Genomic DNA, 17,774 nt, shown 5'->3' on the forward strand with positions numbered 1-17,774 from the left:
TTCCAGAGAGAACTCATAGAACAGCGCCGCCTGTGCTTCCTGCTTTGGTCCCAGCATCCCTAAATCTCCCAACCAATATTGGAATTGAAGCAGCGGATGCCCCCTCGATCAAGAAGAGTTTTTCAACGAAATACTTCCTTGAACGACAGTTCCCCCAAGGGCAGGGCCAGTCCGAGCCGCTTTAGGGTATTGACGGTCTTCAAGACGCCGCCAAGATGCAGAAGATCTTTGTTTGCGGAATTAGCTGTCACCTCACCTGTCTCAATCCGCTCCAGCCACATCTGGCGAAAATCCAGCATGTCGTCCCGTGTGATGGCCTCAATGGGCTTGTCTCCCACCGTCGCTATGAAATTGCGCACAGCCTTGATGCGCGGATTGCGCCAGCGGCGCAGCTGGTCAGCACTTTTGCCAAAGGTCTTGTCGCGCGCCAGATCCCAATAGAGCGCCAAGGCTTTACTGACGGTGATCTGCGGCTCTGGCACCGTGCCCAGGATAGCGGCGACCTCTGCTTTCTCGGGCCGGTCGGCCAATACGGACACGGCATCAATGCGATTGATCAACTCTGAGGTCGGCAACCGAGATACGCGATCGATGTCGATATATCGAAAGCCGCGCAGCCGCGCGAGCTCTCGGGCCGCCTCATAGCGGGCGTCGGCATCCTCAGTATCTCCTGCAAGACGGGCCTCCCAGGCCTCAACCAGCTGCGCCCAGGCACGTTCTGCTTTGTTTTTTGCAACAGTTTCGGAGTCTGTATGCAGGCTGATCCAGACCACGGCACGCTGTTCAACGGGCTGATAACGCCGCGGAACGCGCCGCCTGAGATAGAAAACCTGGTTTCTTTTGAGAAGTGCCATGCTGTCCATTCGTCCGACAATGTATAGCAAAATGTGCAGCAAATTGTGTAGCAAAACAAGACGGCACGATCAGCGCGAAAACAACAAATGATGAATTATCATTTATTATCAGAGTATTATAGATTTTTGGATTTTGGTAATTGGCGGAGGCTGTGGGATTCGAACCCACGGGACGCTCTCACGCCCAACGGTTTTCAAGACCGCCGCATTCGACCACTCTGCCAAACCTCCGGTAGCGGTGATCACTAGCGTCCTGAAAGTGATTCTGAAAGTCCTTTCCACACCGTAAAAACACACCGAATGCACTGCAGACTCTTTCCAAATGCGAAAGCAGGCGCTACACTAATGAAAAATCGAGGCAAATGGCCCGAAAAGGGTCTGAATAACAAGCCACAAAATGTGGTCGAGCGGTACAATAATTGAGGGCTACTCAATGACAGGCGTAAAAATTCCAGTAATACTGGCTACAACAGCCATTATCTTATTGGCCGGATGTGAAAACTCTGGCTTTGCTAATCTGAACGGTACAAATGCAGATCGTCCTGCAACACGCACGGCAATCCAACCGTTGCGTCAGGTTGAACGCGATGTTGAATCGCCGGAAGTCTTTCTGGCCCGCGAAACCGGGCTTTGGGATGGTCGTCCGTCTTTGGGCGGTGTCTGGGTCGCGCACCCGGACGTCGATCAGCCCGAGCGCGCGATCATTCGCAACGTCCAGACCGGCAATTCCATCGTCGGCGCGCTGTTCCGCAGGGAACGCGAACTGCCTGGTCCCCGTATTCAGGTGTCATCCGATGCAGCCAAGGATCTTGGTCTGATCGCCGGGCAGCCTGTTGAGCTTGAAGTTGTCGCCCTGCGCAGCGAAACGGTTGAGGTGGGCCCGGCAGCCGATGCTCCGGCCGAAACGCAACCGCTTGGCGCACCATCAGATATCGAAGCAACAGAGCTGGACCCGGCGAAATCACTTGATGATCCGATCGAAGCGGCGGCCGCAGCCATCGCGCAGGCAGAAGCAGAACCGCTTGGCACTGCCGTTGAAAATGAAATTGTCGCAGAACCGGCCCTAATCGGCACGACCGCGCCAGACGGCACCATCACACCCGCTGCGGTCAAACCGGCTGACCCCGAAGAACGCAAGGGGCTTTTTGCCCTGCGCAAACCCTTTATCGAGGTTGGACTTTACACCGATACCGAAACCGCCCAGCGCACCGTCGATCAGTTGCGTCTGATCGATATCGACGGACGCATTCGCGAAACCCAGGAAGCGGGGACCACACTTTATCGTGTTATAGTTGGCCCGGCATCCTCACGCTCAGAACGATCATTTTGGCTACAAACCATCAAGGCACAGGGGTATAGAGAGGCATATAACGTCGAAAACTGATCCTTGCCGGGGCTATCATGATACGATCGATTCTTGCTGCTTGCGCTTTACTTCTACTGACTGTCACCACCGCCGTCGCCTATGATACCAAAGCGACGGCGGCTTATGTTCTGGATCAGAATACAGGCACCGTCCTTCTAAGCAAAAACGCCGAAGAACCATTGCCGCCCGCGTCGATGTCCAAGCTGATGACGATCTATATGACGTTTGAGGCGGTGCAGGACGGGCGGCTTAAGCTGGATGATCGCCTGCCCGTGTCAGAACACGCGATGAGCTATGGTGGCTCGACCATGTTTCTGGATACCACAGATCGCCCAACGGTCGAGGATCTGATCCGCGGCATGATCGTGATGAGCGGGAATGATGCCTGTGTCGTTGTGGCTGAGGCCTTGTCGATTGACGGAACCGAAGCTGGCTTTGCCCGGATGATGACGGCCCGCGGGCGTGAAATGGGGATGACCCATTCTGTTTTCACCAACGCCAGCGGCTGGCCAGAACCCGGTCATCGGATGAGCATGAAAGATCTGGCAATACTGGCCGACAGATTGATCAAAGACTATCCGACGTTCTATCCGCTCTTTGCGGAAGAAAAGTTCGAATTTGATGGCCGGGCGCCACAGAACACGCGCAACCGGAACCCCATTTTGGGTATGGATATCGGCGCCGACGGCCTAAAAACCGGGCACACGCGGGAGGCGGGTTTTGGGTTGGTCGGTTCCGCGAAACAGGGCGACAGGCGTGTGATCTTTGTCATCACCGGGCTGGACACCGCCGCTGAGCGCGCCGCTGAATCCCGCCGGATTGTCAAATGGGCCTTCCGTCAGTTTGCTGAAAAACAGGTAGCCACCGCAGATACGGTTCTGGCCGAGGCCGAGGTCTGGAACGGTGCCACCGCAACAGTGGGCCTGACCCCGGAAGAGGACTTGAATATTCTGGTTCCGATCCTGGACCGGGACAAGATCGTGTCCGAAGTGGTTTATCAGGGCCCGATCGAAGCACCGATTACGGCGGGTGAGCGTTATGGCGAGCTGGTTATTCGGCTGCCCGATCTGCCCGAACGCCGCGTGCCTCTGGTCGCTGCCACCGATGTGGAACAGGGTGGTTTTCTGCCCCGGATGCGTACGGTGACCCAAGTTCTGTGGCGCCAGTGGTCCGAGACGCAGACAGAAGAGCCTTCTTGAGCAAAGGCTGTTTCATAACATTCGAAGGCATTGACGGGTCCGGGAAATCCACCCAGGCCCGTCTTTTGGCCGAGGCCCTGCCAGGCAGCATCCTGACCCGCGAACCGGGCGGATCACCTGGGGCTGAGGAAATACGCCGATTATTGGTCGAAGGCGACCCCGACCGCTGGTCAGCAGAAACTGAAATCCTGCTATTCACTGCGGCACGGCGGGATCATTTGGAAAAAACAATCCTGCCTGCGTTAGAGGCCAGGAAAACCGTGATCTCGGACCGGTTTGCCGACAGTACGCGCGTTTATCAGGGTGCCACGCGTGGCGATCTGCGCGATGTCGTTGACAGCCTGCACGCCCAAATGATCGGACGTGAACCAGATCTAACATTCATCGTTGATATGGACCCCGACATTGCCCTAACCCGTGGCCTGGCCCGCCAAAGCGGTGAGGATCGGTTCGAAGACATGGGTCAAGGCTTTCAGGCGCGGCTGCGACAGGGCTTTCTGGACCTTGCGCAGGAATTCCCCGATCGTTGCCATCTGATCGATGGCAACCGCAGCATTCAGGCCATTGCAGCCGACATTCTGTCCGTGGCACAAGCCCGGATATGAGCGATATCATCCTGCCTGAAGCCGACCGCGTCGATGGCGCGCCCCACCCGCGCGAAACCCATCATCTTGTCGGGCAAACGGCGGCCGAGGCAGCATTTCTTGAGGCTTTCAATTCAGGCCGTCTGCACCACGCCTGGATGATCACCGGCCCGCGGGGGGTCGGCAAAGCCACACTGGCCTATCGCATCGCACGATTTTTGCTGACCGCTCCGCCACCAGGTGACAATGGTTTGTTTGGCGATCCTGAACCGGCCACGACCCTTGACATCGACCCCGACCACCCCGTCGCCAGGCGCATCCGCGCGGGCAGCGAAACGGGCCTTTTTGTTCTGCGCCGCGCCGTTGATGAAAAGGACAAACGCGACCCCAAGCTGAAGACCGTGATTACCGTGGACGAAGCGCGCAAGCTGAAAGGCTTCTTCGCGATGTCGGCAGCTGACGGTGGACGGCGCGTTGTGATCATCGACGCAGCCGACGAGATGAACGTTCAGACCGCCAATGCGATCCTGAAACTGCTGGAAGAGCCACCTGAAAACGCCGTTCTGCTGCTGATCTGCCACCAGCCCTCGCGCCTTTTGCCAACGATCAGGTCCCGCTGTCGCGAATTGCGCGCCCTGCCACTTGCGCCCGACGACATGCACGCCGCAATCACTGCAACAGGCGTCGATCTGGATGTGAATGAACATCATCTGGCCACGATCGCCGATGGTTCAGTCGGTGAGGCGATCCGGCTTTTGAACATGGGCGGGCTTGAGACGTATCAGTCCATCATCGATCTGATCGGCACGGCCCCAGATATCGACCGCCCGCGCACCCTTAAGCTGGGCGAGAGCGTCGTTGGCCGTGCCAATGAGCCACGCTTTGATCTGCTGCTGCGGTTGATCGACTTTTTCTTGTCCCGCACAGCGCAAGCCGGTGTCAAAGGCCCACCCGCGTCAGAGGCCGCTGATGGAGAAGCCCCTTTGCTGGCCCGTCTGGCCCCCAACCCCGCCGCCGCCCGCGATTGGGCTGAGCTGCAACAGACGCTTTCGGCCCGCGCGCGCCATGGTAAGGCGGTCAACCTTGACCCTGCGTCGCTGATCCTTGATATGGTGCTCAAGATTGATCAAACCGCCCAGCGGTTTGCGACCCGTTAGAGGCCCCATGAGCAGCACGCCCCAGATTGTCGACAGCCATTGCCATCTTGATTTCCCTGACTTTGACGCTGAACGGGATCAGATTGTCGACCGCGCCGTTCAGGCAGGTGTGACACGAATGGTGACAATCTGCACCAAACTGCGGCAGGAACCGCAGGTGCGCGCGATTGCTGAAAAATACGGACCCGTTTTTTATGCCGCAGGCACCCACCCGATGAGTGCCGCGAACGAGCCCATGGTGGCAGTTGAAGAGCTGGTCAAGCTGGCCGAGCATCCCAAGTTTGTTGGCATCGGCGAAAGCGGGCTGGATTACTATTATACCGCTGACAGCGCCCCGCAACAGCGCGAAAGCCTGCTGGTGCATATCGAGGCCGCACGTCAGACCAGATTACCGCTGATCATCCATGCCCGCGCGGCCGATGAGGATATGGCGCGTATCTTGACTGATGAATATGGCAAGAGTGCTTTCAGTTGCGTCATGCACTGTTTTTCTTCGGGCGCAGAACTGGCACAGGCGGCCCTTGATCTTGGTTTTTATCTGTCGATGTCCGGCATCGCGGCCTTCCCCAAAAGCCAGGACCTGCGCGATATCTTTGCAGCCGCCCCGGTGGATCGCATTCTGGTCGAAACCGACGCGCCCTATCTGGCCCCGCCGCCCTATCGCGGCAAACGGAATGAGCCTAGCTATACCATCCACACCGCCCAGGTCGGCGCCGACCTGTTCGGCCTCAGCTACGCCGATTTCGCTGCGCAGACGACGGCGAATTTCAACCGCCTGTTTGCAAAGGCCGCATGATGGCCACGCTGCGCTTTACCATCCTTGGATGCGGGTCCTCGGGCGGTGTGCCGCGCCTTGGCGGGCATTGGGGCGATTGCGATCCGGAAAATCCCAAAAACACCCGCCGCCGCTGTTCGCTGCTGATCGAACAAACCGGCGACGGGGGAACAACGCGTGTGCTGATCGACACCTCGCCCGACCTGCGCAGCCAGCTTCTGGATGCGGGCGTGGGCGAGCTGGACGCTGTCGTCTACACCCACTCTCACGCGGATCACGTGCACGGGCTGGACGATCTGCGTATGATTGTCTTCAACATCCGCCAGCGCCTGCCCGTCTGGGCCGATGGCGACACGCAGAATGATCTGTTTTCCCGCTTCGGCTACGCCTTTGTGCAGCCCGAAGGATCGCCCTATCCCCCCATTCTTGAGATGCACACGATCAAAGGCGATGTGACAATCTATGGCGCGGGCGGCGATGTGACACTGCGCCCCTTCAAGGTCAATCACGGCGCCATCGATGCGCTTGGCTTCCGCGTCCGTGACCTGGCCTATCTGCCCGACGCGGCCGAGATGTATGACGACAGTTGGACTATGCTGGAAAACCTGGACTGCTGGATCATCGACGCCCTGCGCCGCACACCGCACCCCACGCACTTGCATCTGGAAAAATCGCTGGAATGGATCGCCCGCGCCGCACCGCGGCGTGCCATACTGACGAATATGCACATTGATCTGGACTACGACACTGTCCTGAACGAGACAGCCGACCACATCGCCCCCGCCTATGATGGCATGACCATCACCTACGAGGTCTGACGCTTGGCCGCGCTGCTTGATGTCATCCTGCCGGTCTTTCTGGTCATCGGCTTCGGATATCTGGCCGTGTGGAAGGGGTACTTCAGCGATGAAGCTGTCGACGGGTTGATGAAGTTCACCCAGAATTTCGCCATCCCCTGCCTGCTGTTCAACGCCATAGCGAACCTGGACCTGCAGCAAAATTTCGACCCGCGACTGCTGATCAGCTTTTATGCCGGGGCCACTGCCGGTTTTCTGGCGGGCCTTCTGGGCGGGCGGTACATCTTCAAACGCCCATGGGCCGATAGCGTGGCGATTGGGTTTTGCGGGTTGTTTTCGAACTCGGTACTTCTGGGCCTGCCCATCACCGAACGCGCCTATGGGGCTGACGCACTGACCGCCAATTACGCGATCATCGCCATCCATTCGCCGTTTTGCTATGCGGTCGGGATTACGGTAATGGAGATCGTCCGCGCCGAAGGCAAATCCGGGCTGGCTTTGACCGGGTCTGTCCTGAAGGCGATGTTTTCCAACGCGCTGATCATCGGCATCGCCCTGGGTTTTGTTGTCAATCTGACAGGCATCGTCCTGCCCGGCACATTTCAGGATGCGCTTGACCTGATGATCCGCGCCGCCCTGCCTGCCGCCCTGTTCGGACTGGGTGGCGTTCTGGTGCGGTATAAGCCCGAGGGCGACATGCGCACAATCCTTTACATCTGTGCCGTCAGCCTGATCTTGCATCCGGCAGTGGTCTGGGGGCTGGGCACTTGGCTGGACCTGTCGCCCGAGGCATTCCGGTCAGCGATCCTGACGGCCTCGATGGCGCCGGGCATCAACACCTATATCTTCGCCAATATGTACGGCGTCGCCAAACGCGTCGCAGCATCCGGTGTTCTGATCGGAACGACCTTGTCGATTCTGACCACCTGGCTGTGGCTTGCAGCGCTATCCTGATCGCAACACAACCCCTGGGTTGCTTAACCAATTCTTAATAATCCTATAAAAATGAACCACTTAGTTCAGTAATTCCCCTATAAAGTGCGACGAAAAGGATACGAAAGATAATTACCGCGACATTACGTAGCGTTCCGAATTGACCGAACGATTATGACGTTTGTACGGTCTTTTCAGCAATAATCGTCATAATAGGGAAGAGGACATGAAAAGAGTTCTGACGACTGCCGCCGTACTAGCGGCGGGTGCAGGCACAGCGACTGCGGGGGGAATTGAAAGATCGACACAATCTGTGGGCATCCTATTCGAAGAAGGAACATATGCACAATTGGGTTTCAGTCGCGTGAGGCCAGATGTCGAAGGTGAACAGCAGGTTACCTTAGGCGCAGGAACATTAGAAGGTTCAAAAAGCGGCGACGTCATCGGAAATTACACAAACTTCAATCTGGCGTTCAAAACGCCGGTAAATGATCAGGTCGAATTGGCGTTTATACTTGATCAACCAGTTGGCGCCGACGTCAATTATGCAAATGATACAGACTATGCATATGGCGGTGGCCTTAGCCCGCTGGGATCATCAGCCAGTATTGACTCTGTCGGTATTCGGGCAATTCTAAAGTACAATATAGATGAAAACTTTAGTATTTACGGCGGTGTCCAAAATCAACGTGTCGAAGGTGAAGTCTCGCTTTTCACTACGTATGAAATGGAAACAGACACAAGTTCTGAATGGGGGTATCTCGTCGGTGCAGCCTATGAGCGTCCTGACATCGCTTTGCGCGTGGCCCTGACATACCATTCAGAGATTACCCATGAATTTAATGCTGATGAAACTCAACTGGGGTTTGCGGATGCCAGCACAAGCTTTGAAACGACTGTACCTCAGTCATTGATGCTTGAATTTCAATCAGGCGTAGCACCTGATACACTGGTCTTCGGCTCAATCCGTTGGGTTGACTGGACAGAGTTTGACATTACTCCGACAGAGTATGAAAATCGTATCGGTAACTCGCTTGTCGATTATGATGACGACACGATTACCTATGAACTTGGTATTGGTCGTCGTTTCACTGAAAATTGGGCTGGAGCAGTATCGTTAGGATATGAAGGTCCGGGCGGCGGTTTTTCCGGCAACCTTGGACCAACAGATGGGTTCACTAGCGTCACGTTGGCTGCAACATACACTTTCGAAAATGTTGAGATCACCGGCGGTGCCAGATACATCTGGATTGGTGACGCCGAAACCGAGGCACCTTCAGCTCTTACAGGTGGTGCATCTGGCGTCACACTCGGCGAGTTCGAAGATAACTACGCTATCGCATATGGTCTTCAGATCGGATATCAGTTCTAAAAACTGCTTCAGCGACAAATCAAACCCCGCCCATTGTGGCGGGGTTTTCTTTTGCGCAGGTTTCGGGTGGTTGCGCGGAAGACAGTTCAGCATAACCGGCCAATGGCACCACAAAAATCTCTTTCCGCCCGCGCGTGGGTCGAACTAATCCTGTTATCCGCCATCTGGGGCGGGTCGTTTTTGTCGATCCGGGTGGCACTGGATGAAATCGGGCCGTTGACCTCGGTCGCGCATCGTACCGGGTGGGCCATGTTGATCCTGTGGGCGGTCATACTGACGCGCCGCCTGCCCCTACCAAAAGACCTGAAAACGTGGGCTGCCTTTGCGGTCATGGGATGCTTGAATAATGTCATACCCTTTACATTGATGGCCTGGGGGCAGCTTTATATCGAAACCGGCCTGACCTCGATCCTGAATGCCGCGACCGCGATTTTCGGTGTGATTATTGCCGCGATTATCTTTGCCGACGAACGACTGACCGCAACCCGCGCCATTGGTGTGACACTGGGTTTTCTAGGGGTAGCAACCGCAATCGGGCTGGAAAACCTGTTAAACTTTGACATCAGATCAATGGCGCAGCTTGCGGTCATTGGTGGCACCATAAGCTACGCTTTTGCGGGGGCCTGGGCGCGCGCAAAACTCAGCCACTTACCGCCACAGATGGCTGCTGCGGGCATGTTGACGGCTTCATCCCTGATCATGATCCCGGTGGCCTGGGTATTCGAAGGCCCGATCAGTTTTGACCTGCAAACGGACACTTGGATCGCCATCGCCTATTACGCCATCGCCGCCACCGCGTTGGCCTATCTGCTATACTACCGCGTTCTGGCGACTGCCGGCAGTGGCAACCTGTTGCTGTGCACCCTGCTGATCGCGCCTGTCGCCATCATCCTGGGCGCCATCGTCCGGGATGAGGTGCTGCCGACCCAAGCCTTCGTCGGCTTCGGCCTTCTGGCCCTTGGCCTGATTATTCTGGACGGTCGATTATTGGCAAAGCTCAGGGCGCATTGACGGATCACCAGCACCCGTCTACCAACATCAGACTAAATGTTGGAGACCCCATGATCTATCCCACCGCCGATGACTGGCTGTCTGCCCCCGACAAGCGCGTTGTTCTTTTTGGGATGTCGGGCCTTGGGAAAACCCATATTTCCAATCTGTTACGCGACAGCGGCGACTGGTTTCATTACTCGGTCGATTACAGGATCGGCACCCGTTATATGGGCGAACATATTGCTGATAATGCCAAGCGTGAGGCGATGAAGGTGCCCTTTCTGCGCGACCTTCTCATGTCGGACTCGATCTATATCGGGTCGAACATCACTTTCAATAATCTTGCACCTTTATCGACCTATCTGGGCAAACCGGGCGATCCTGATCAAGGTGGGCTACCCTTTGCGGAATACCAGCGCAGGCAAGCGCAACATCATACGGCCGAAGTCGCTGCACTGCTGGACACGCCGCATTTCATTAACCGCGCGCGCGATATCTATGGCTATCATAACTTCGTCTGCGATACAGGCGGATCGATATGTGAGGTTGTTGATCCAGAGGACAAAGATGACCCTGTTCTAAAGGCGCTGTCAGATGCTGCGTTGATGGTCTGGATCAAGGGGTCGGACGCCCATACCGATGAACTTGTGCGACGGTTTGACAAAGCGCCAAAGCCAATGTGCTATCAACCCGAATTCCTTCTGAAGTGCTGGAACGACTATCTGTCGGGTGAAAACGTGACACCCGATCAGGTCGACCCCGATCATTTTGTCCGCTGGACCTATGCCAAAGCCCTTGCCCATCGCCAGCCACGCTATGCCGCGATGGCCCAATGGGGCGTGACAGTGACCGCTGAACAGGTTGCAGACACCAAGACAGCCGATGATTTCGGGCAGCTTATTGCAGAGGCGATAGATCGGCGGTGAATCCTAACTGCGCCATTTCAGCAGGTGTTTTTCAATCAGGCCGATCAGCGCGCTGACCAGCACTCCGAAAATTGAAAGAATGACAACACCGGCAAATAGCCTTTCCAGATCGTACAGATTACCAGCTTCGTTGATGTAGGATCCAATTCCGAACTCAACCCCGATCATCTCGGCCGCAACCAGCAGAATGATCCCGATGGCAAGACTGATCCGCAAGCCTGACAGAATGCCGGGCATCGCACCTGGCAAAACGATCTTTCGCACGATGCTGAACCAGCTTAGCCCGAAACTTTGCCCCATGCGGATCAAAGTGCGGTCGACGTTATCCACGGCCCCAAACGTCGCAACGACAGTAGGTGTGAATGTACCAAAGGCAATCAGGGCGTATTTTGAGGCCTCGCCAATACCGAACCAGATGACGAAAAGCGGCAACAAAGCGATCTTGGGAATGGGAAAAATGGCGGCGACCAAAGGCACCAACCCAGCACGTACCAAGGAAAAAAGGCCAATAGTGATGCCAACGGCGATGCCAAGAAAAACGCCAATGGCCGATCCAACCAGAAACCGCATCAGCGAAGGCGCCATATGCTCGAACAGCAGACCTGTCTGATATAGTTCGATGAAAGTGCTGAAGACATCCGATGGACGCGGCAGGGTCAACGCGGAAATCCAGCCCGTGCGCGTGCCAAGTTCAGCCAGCGCAATCAGAATGACGAACAACGCGATACCGATGCCTTTGATCGGCCTGGGCCGAAACCCACCACCGCGAAAAGGAACGTTCTGCGGTTGGTTGGTCGTTGGCTGCGGTTTGTCAGCCGGGGGTGCCGATGGCAGGGACAGATCAGACATTCATCAACTCCGCATCGGCCGCGCGGGCCTCGTCCCGCATCAGATCCCAAAGGTGTTTTTGTTTGGCTTCCAGATCGGCATCGCCATAGGCGCGTTCGTCCAATGGCCTGTCCAGATGTACGATTTCGCGGATGCGGCCGGGGCGGCGCGACAGAACCACAATCGAATGACCAAGGCGCACGGCCTCGGCCAGGTTGTGCGTTACATAAACAGCCGTGAAGGGCGCCCTTGTCCAAAGCGCGATCAGGTCGTCCATCAGCAGTTCGCGTGTTTGGCTGTCCAGCGCTGACAGCGGTTCATCCATCAGCATCACCGCCGGGTTCACCGCCAATGCGCGGGCAATCGCAACGCGCTGCTTCATGCCGCCGGATAACTGTTTGGGCAGTGCATGCGCGAAGTCTGATAACTTCGTCCGAGCCAGAACATCGTCAATAATCCTCTGCGCCGCGGCACCGCCGATACCGTGATCTTCCAGAACCAGACTGATGTTGCCGCGCACAGTTCGCCACGGCAGCAGAGCAAAGTCCTGAAAGATATAGGTCAGTGGATTAAGGCAACCCTTGGGGGGGTCGCCAATCTGAACGATGTCACCATGTGTGGGGCGCTCTAACCCACCGATAAACCGCAACAGGGTGGATTTCCCACAGCCAGAAGGCCCGACAATACACACGATGCGGCCATCGGGAATATCAAGATTGATATCCTGCAAGACCTCAAAATCATCATAGGTATGGGATACGCCAGACAGGCGGATTTCCATCGCGGGCCTCCTGTTTCGTTTGTGACTATGCGCCGATCGTTTCGACGTAGCGCGGATCGACCAGCGTCTCCATCGTGATATCGCTGTCGACAAGGTTTTCGGACTTGAACCAATCCAGCTGATCCTGAACCGACGCCACGTTCAAAGCCGCCCCTTCGTTCAGGCGCATTGTGCCGTTGATGATCGACGGTGCGGCCTTGGCGCGTTCGCGGTCGGTGTAGACGTAGTTGTGGATCAGATCGACCATAGCATCGACGCCTGCATCACCACTGGTTTTGGCGATCATGGCATCGTTATAGTCTTTCACGCCGCGGCTATAGGCCGACAGGAAATCACTGGTCATCTGTTCTTCACCGTTGGCATTCGTGGTCGATGTGAAAACGGTTGTGACCTGATAATTCGGGATATAATCCGCCACATCGCCAATGATGTGAACAGCGCCCGAGGCTGCCAGCGGCTTGGCGATATGCGGTACAATCGCCCAGGCATCAATCTGATTGGTCTTCAGCGCCCCAATGATCGTGCCGACCTTCTGCAAAGGTTTGAAGCGCACATTCACGCCCTCGGCCATAGCGATCTTGGCCCCCATGTAATGGAACGATGATCCGGCCGTCGATGACCCGAACATCTTGCCCTCAAGTCCGGCAGGCGAAGTCAGGCCGGCCTGATAAGCCCCGTCCGAGGCCAGGATTTTCTGACCGTCAATGCCAGCTTCTTCGGATAGCGCGCCGCCGATTACCTTGACCGCGCCCTTGTCTGCCAAGGAAATCAACCCGCCCGAGATTGCAGTCACAGCATAATCCAGATCGCCCGACGCAATCGCGACGGCCATCGGCTGCGCCGCCTGGAAGAACTTCAGTTCCACATCCAGACCGGCTTCGGCAAAGTAGCCACGTTCAACGGCGGTGAAGTTCCCCGCGTGGCTCGTGAAGCGCAATGCACCAACATTGATCTTTCGGTTCATGGAAAGGGCTGGCGTGGCTAACGTGGCAGCCGCAGTTCCGCCCACCAGTGCCATCGCACCACGGCGTGTAAGTCTAGTCATTCGTGTTCCTCCCTTGGACCTGTATTATTTTCAGGCTTTAATATTCATTATTTTCGTCGCCTGCGCGATTAAGCAAGCACTACCGCAGAACTAACAGCCTGTGTATCTTTCACGCAATAGAAATAGGGCGGGATCAGAACCCGAGGGATTTACGCAGCATATTCCCCGCCACCAGGATCAGAAACACCGCAAAGACGCGCTTTAGCGGCTTGGGGTTCATCTTATGTGCGATACTTGCTCCGATGGGGGCGGTTAGCAGGGTCATCGCGATGATGACGCCGAATGCGCCAATGTTAACCGCGCCTATTGTAAGGGGTGGTCGCACGTCGGCGGGGATCGGAACGAACAGAAAGGCAATGCAGGATGGCAAGGCAATCAGTGCGCCAAATCCGGCGGCGGTTGCCACTGCATTGTGAATGGGCCTGCCATGCAGCGTCATCAACGGCACGCCAAAGGACCCGCCGCCAATGCCCATCAGAACGGACAGGAAGCCCACAATCGTCGAATAGACAGCGCGCAGAATGCCGGTGGGCATAGTTTCAGCCAGGCGCCAGTCAGCGCGGCCCAACCCCATGTAAAGCCCGATCATAATGCCAAGCCCGCCAAAGATGCCTTGTAAAACAGTGGACCTTAGCTGTGCCGCGACCAGAACGCCAATGATCGCGCCGATGCCAATTCCTATCGCCCAACCTTTCAGGATCGGCCATTCAACAGCGCCTTTCTTATGGTGGCTCATCACGGACCGGGCCGAGGTCACAATGATCGTCGCCAATGACGTCGCCAGACAGATCTGCATCAGATAGGGGCTGTCATAGCCAAGTGCGCTGAACACATAGAAAAACCCCGGCACCAGAACGATGCCGCCGCCCACGCCCAAAAGCCCGGCCAGCACACCGGCCAAAGCCCCAAGCGCAAGCAACAGGGCGATCAGTGGCAACAGAGTTGAAAGTTCCGGCATAACTGTCCCTTTTTAGGTCCAGTTACACGTGCTGATCAGGGGTTGCCAGCCCTACTGAACCGCTTTCGCAAATGTCACGTGTCCCAGCGCGGCTTCGACAACCTCGGGACCTGCATCTGCACGATGAGCGTTTTCCGACAAGTGCCGCCGCCACGCCCGTGCGCCCGACTGTCCGGCGAAAAGCCCCAACATATGACGCGTGATCTGATGCAGCTTACCGCCCTCGGACAGATGCTGTTCGATATACGGCAACATGGCATAGACCACTGCCTCAGGCGTGGTTTGACGGCTGTCACCAAAGATACGCCGGTCTGCCTCAAGCAAAATTGCACTTGGCGTATGATAGGCCGCACGCCCGATCATGACCCCGTCCAACCCTTGCGCCAAAAAGCTTTCAGCCTGATCAAGGCTATCGATGCCTCCGTTAACGCTGATATGCAGATGTGAAAAATCCTTTTTCATCTGCAGGACCAGATCATAGTTCAGCGGCGGGATATCCCTGTTTTCTTTCGGGCTAAGCCCCTGCAGCCAGGCCTTGCGCGCGTGAATGGCAAAACGGTTTACGCCTTTTGCACTGACCTTCTGCAAGAAATCAGGCAGCACGTCTTCGGGTATCTGATCATCAACGCCGATGCGGCATTTGACGGTGACCTCAACGTCGCATTTGTCCTGCATCGCAGCCACACAGTCGGCCACAAGCTGCGGTCGTTCCATCAAAACAGCACCGAAACATCCCGACTGCACACGATCGCTTGGACAACCGACGTTCAGGTTCACCTCGTCATAGCCCTCATCCGCCGCCATCTTCGCCGCCAGCGCCAGTTCCTGCGGGTCTGACCCACCTAATTGCAAGGCGACAGGATGCTCTGCCTCATTAAACCGCAACAAATGCAGCGCGCCCCCCTGCACCAACGCTGGCGCCGTTACCATTTCTGTATACAACAATGCACGCCGTGACATCAGCCGATGCAGATACCGGCAATGCCGATCCGTCCAATCCATCATAGGTGCCACGGAAAGGCGCGCGGCATTGAAAACATTGGATTTCCCTTGTTTTATTGGGCTTTGGTCCATTGCTCCGCTCGCTGTTTTCCTGCGTTTTCCGCTGATTTGCGCCTGTTTTAGCACCCGGTGCTACAATTGTAGCACTCGGAGTGCGTTTTGTAGCACCGCAGCGTGGGGAGGTCACGTGCCGAACCCTTGATGGTTTACGCTGCGGCCAAGCACCGCAATTTCTGCGGGTCCGAACTCGAACCCATCGTCCTCAACAACGAAAACGAGGACCAACGATGGCTACTATCACTGAACGCAAAAGAACCAACGGCAAACCCAGCTTTACAGCTCAGGTTCGGATCAAAGAAGGCGGCAAAGTCGTTTTCCAAGCGTCGCAAACTTTCCCGCAGCGGCGCCTCGCAAAGACGTGGGCGGCAACGACTGAGAAAGCATGGCGTGAAGGCAAGGCGCCCGGCGGTCGCGACCGTACCCGCTTCTGCGACGTACTTCGGCGTTACCGCGACGACATCAGCGAAGAGGCTGGCAAGACCGTCCTCCAGTGCTTGCGCACGCTGGCAGCTATGCCGGAAACGGATATCCCCGTCTCTGACGTCAATCCAGGCTATCTGGTGGATCTCGGGCGCTGTCTGAAATCTGCGGGCCGCGCGCCGGCAACTGTCAACAACTACATGCAGCACCTTTATCCACTGTTTGACGTCGCTGAGGCTGGCTTCGGCGTCCCGCTCAAGTATGATGATATGGTCACCGCAATGCGCACCATGCGACGCTTGAAGATCATAGGAAAAGCCGCGAAACGCACGCGGCGTCCGTCGCTCGAAGAGCTGAACAAGCTGATTGAAGCAGCGCATCAGCGATCACTCAGAAGCAATGCAAGTCCCTTGCACAAGATAATTGCTTTTGCTGTCACCTCGTCGCGGCGTCTTTCGGAGATCACCCGGCTGCGTTGGAGCGACTTCAACCCAGAAACCGGGATGATCCTTGTGCGTGATATGAAACACCCCGGACAGAAGCGAGGGAACGATGTGTGGGTGTTGCTTCCCGAGGATGCACAGAAAATCGCCTTCTCGATGCCTCAGATCGACGAGCGGATCTTTCCGTTCAACCCAGAGTCGTTGTCGACCGCGTTCACTGACCTCGTAAAGCTCTTCGACGAGATCGACGACCTCCACTTTCACGACCTTAGGCACGAGGCTATTTCGCGGCGCTTCGAAATGGGATGGTCACCTGCTCAAGTGCGCATGATGTCGGGCCACCAGGCATGGTCGTCGCTTGAAATCTATACAAACTTGGAGAAGGTCGGCGACAAGCTGCAAGACTGGGTGTGGTGGGAAGAGGTCTGCAAGCCTGAACGCGCTGCAAGGGTCGCAGCCATGCAGCGAAAGCCGCTCACCAAGCGCGGCCGTAAGACAAAGAAAAATCGTTCACGTGCTTAAGGAACACATGCCGCCGCTCCAAATCTTCAACTCTCCAGTCCTGGTCATCCTCCCGGCCTACTGAACTTTAGCAATGCGCCTATTCTGGATCTTTGTGGGCTTTCTCGGCAGCTTTCTTTGCATCTCTAACGAGCTTCGGGCGTGCTTCATCGAGGGCTGCCTCGTACCGATCCATTTGAATTTTCATGAGTGAACCAGGCAGCGAGAAGGAGGCTAAGAAAACAAAAGTAGCCAGCGAGAGAAAAGCGGTCTGAAGCCAGAGCAAAGCCACAACCATTGCCGGTGGTGTGAGATACATGGCGAGCGCGATCCCGAGGGTTAACAGGTAAAGGAAGAACAAGAGCTTCTGACGAAACAGCTTGCGTCGGACGGTTTCTTTCATCCGTTGTAGTTCATCCCAAGTCTTAGCCTGCTGCAATGTGGGTTCGGCGATGAATGTAATGACAGCGATTAGGAAGCCGGCTAAAATTGAGAATATCGTTACAACTGTATTCACCGCATCAGGATTGTTTGCGACCATGGGCTGAAAGCGGTGCCCCACATAGCCGGAGACTCCCAAGGCCATGAGGAGCTTTGCCAACCTCCACCAATCTGTCCGCTTAACCCAGTCCAAAACTATGCCTCTAGAGCAAGATGAGATCAGGTTGAAGCGTATCCTGAGTTGACAAGGTAATTCGCACATTCCTGCGGGGTGAAGCGGTCGAGCAGCTTACCGATCCTGCGCCATGTTGCCTCTATCGTGCGTTCGGCGGCGTCTCG

18 protein-coding genes and 1 tRNA gene are annotated in these 17,774 nt (G+C 56.2%); 11 read left to right on the forward strand and 8 right to left on the reverse strand.

All coding sequences use genetic code 11. The annotated features are described in order from the left end of the window. Positions 1–122: 122 nt before the first annotated feature. Both H7848_RS18470 and H7848_RS18475 read right to left on the reverse strand, forming a co-directional pair. Positions 123–854 carry a DUF6538 domain-containing protein gene (locus H7848_RS18470; protein WP_208354331.1) on the reverse strand — a complete coding sequence of 244 codons (732 nt, stop codon included), beginning with the start codon at positions 852–854 and terminating at the stop codon, positions 123–125. A gap of 141 nt (positions 855–995) precedes the next feature. Continuing rightward, a tRNA-Ser gene (locus tag H7848_RS18475) sits at positions 996–1,085 on the reverse strand. Between the two features lie 202 nt (positions 1,086–1,287). Between H7848_RS18475 and H7848_RS18480 the strand changes: the two genes are divergently transcribed. The 10 genes from H7848_RS18480 (at position 1,288) to H7848_RS18525 (ending at position 10,956) form a co-directional block, all read left to right on the forward strand. Further along, a complete protein-coding gene (locus H7848_RS18480; RefSeq protein WP_208354332.1) occupies positions 1,288–2,238 on the forward strand; it encodes an SPOR domain-containing protein in 951 nt (316 codons plus the stop codon). 17 nt (positions 2,239–2,255) lie between these two features. Next, entirely contained in the window at positions 2,256–3,419 is a 1,164-nt protein-coding gene (locus H7848_RS18485; RefSeq protein WP_208354335.1) for a D-alanyl-D-alanine carboxypeptidase family protein, read from the forward strand. After that, positions 3,416–4,024, forward strand: coding sequence for a dTMP kinase (gene tmk / locus H7848_RS18490; protein ID WP_208354336.1), 609 nt, complete (start codon positions 3,416–3,418; stop codon positions 4,022–4,024). The genes H7848_RS18485 and tmk overlap by 4 nt, the downstream gene beginning before the upstream one ends. Further along, positions 4,021–5,160 (forward strand): DNA polymerase III subunit delta', encoded by a 1,140-nt coding sequence (locus tag H7848_RS18495; protein ID WP_208354339.1) that lies wholly within the window; start codon positions 4,021–4,023, stop codon positions 5,158–5,160. The genes tmk and H7848_RS18495 overlap by 4 nt, the downstream gene beginning before the upstream one ends. A gap of 7 nt (positions 5,161–5,167) precedes the next feature. Continuing rightward, entirely contained in the window at positions 5,168–5,956 is a 789-nt protein-coding gene (locus tag H7848_RS18500) for a TatD family hydrolase (protein WP_208354341.1), read from the forward strand. After that, positions 5,956–6,753: an MBL fold metallo-hydrolase gene (locus H7848_RS18505; protein ID WP_208354356.1), complete on the forward strand. Its 798-nt coding sequence runs from the start codon at positions 5,956–5,958 to the stop codon at positions 6,751–6,753. Before H7848_RS18500 ends, H7848_RS18505 begins: the two co-directional genes overlap by 1 nt. Positions 6,754–6,756: 3 nt before the next feature. Continuing rightward, positions 6,757–7,686 carry an AEC family transporter gene (locus H7848_RS18510; protein ID WP_208354342.1) on the forward strand — a complete coding sequence of 310 codons (930 nt, stop codon included), beginning with the start codon at positions 6,757–6,759 and terminating at the stop codon, positions 7,684–7,686. A gap of 205 nt (positions 7,687–7,891) precedes the next feature. Continuing rightward, positions 7,892–9,037, forward strand: coding sequence for an OmpP1/FadL family transporter (locus H7848_RS18515; RefSeq protein WP_208354343.1), 1,146 nt, complete (start codon positions 7,892–7,894; stop codon positions 9,035–9,037). Positions 9,038–9,139: 102 nt separating this feature from the next. Further along, positions 9,140–10,048, forward strand: coding sequence for a DMT family transporter (locus H7848_RS18520; protein WP_208354344.1), 909 nt, complete (start codon positions 9,140–9,142; stop codon positions 10,046–10,048). Positions 10,049–10,098: 50 nt separating this feature from the next. Next, positions 10,099–10,956: an ATPase gene (locus H7848_RS18525; protein ID WP_208354345.1), complete on the forward strand. Its 858-nt coding sequence runs from the start codon at positions 10,099–10,101 to the stop codon at positions 10,954–10,956. Between the two features lie 3 nt (positions 10,957–10,959). Here H7848_RS18525 and H7848_RS18530 read toward each other — a convergent pair whose 3' ends face one another. The 5 genes from H7848_RS18530 to dusA form a co-directional block, all read right to left on the reverse strand. Then, positions 10,960–11,805 carry an ABC transporter permease gene (locus tag H7848_RS18530; protein ID WP_208354346.1) on the reverse strand — a complete coding sequence of 282 codons (846 nt, stop codon included), beginning with the start codon at positions 11,803–11,805 and terminating at the stop codon, positions 10,960–10,962. Further along, positions 11,798–12,565, reverse strand: a complete 768-nt coding sequence (locus tag H7848_RS18535; protein ID WP_208354347.1) for an ABC transporter ATP-binding protein — start codon at positions 12,563–12,565, stop codon at positions 11,798–11,800. The genes H7848_RS18530 and H7848_RS18535 overlap by 8 nt, the downstream gene beginning before the upstream one ends. A gap of 25 nt (positions 12,566–12,590) precedes the next feature. Further along, the gene (locus H7848_RS18540; RefSeq protein ID WP_208354349.1) at positions 12,591–13,610 is read right to left on the reverse strand and encodes an ABC transporter substrate-binding protein; all 1,020 of its coding nucleotides are present in this window, start codon (positions 13,608–13,610) and stop codon (positions 12,591–12,593) included. 133 nt (positions 13,611–13,743) lie between these two features. Then, the gene (locus tag H7848_RS18545) at positions 13,744–14,568 is read right to left on the reverse strand and encodes a sulfite exporter TauE/SafE family protein (RefSeq protein ID WP_208354351.1); all 825 of its coding nucleotides are present in this window, start codon (positions 14,566–14,568) and stop codon (positions 13,744–13,746) included. A 51-nt stretch (positions 14,569–14,619) separates the two neighbouring features. Continuing rightward, on the reverse strand, positions 14,620–15,642 hold the full coding sequence (gene dusA, locus H7848_RS18550) for a tRNA dihydrouridine(20/20a) synthase DusA (RefSeq protein WP_208354353.1): 1,023 nt from the start codon (positions 15,640–15,642) through the stop codon (positions 14,620–14,622). Positions 15,643–15,857: 215 nt separating this feature from the next. Here dusA and H7848_RS18555 point away from each other — a divergent pair, with 215 nt between their 5' ends. Further along, positions 15,858–17,015, forward strand: coding sequence for a tyrosine-type recombinase/integrase (locus H7848_RS18555; protein WP_208354355.1), 1,158 nt, complete (start codon positions 15,858–15,860; stop codon positions 17,013–17,015). Positions 17,016–17,094: 79 nt separating this feature from the next. On the opposite strand, the gene H7848_RS18560 is transcribed toward H7848_RS18555, so the two are convergent. Further along, complete coding sequence (locus H7848_RS18560) at positions 17,095–17,628, reverse strand: hypothetical protein (protein WP_237072851.1); 534 nt, start codon at positions 17,626–17,628, stop codon at positions 17,095–17,097. Positions 17,629–17,774: the final 146 nt, after the last annotated feature.

It is taken from the genome of Pseudaestuariivita rosea (assembly GCF_017592335.1).
GTDB lineage: Bacteria > Pseudomonadota > Alphaproteobacteria > Rhodobacterales > Rhodobacteraceae > Parasulfitobacter > Parasulfitobacter rosea.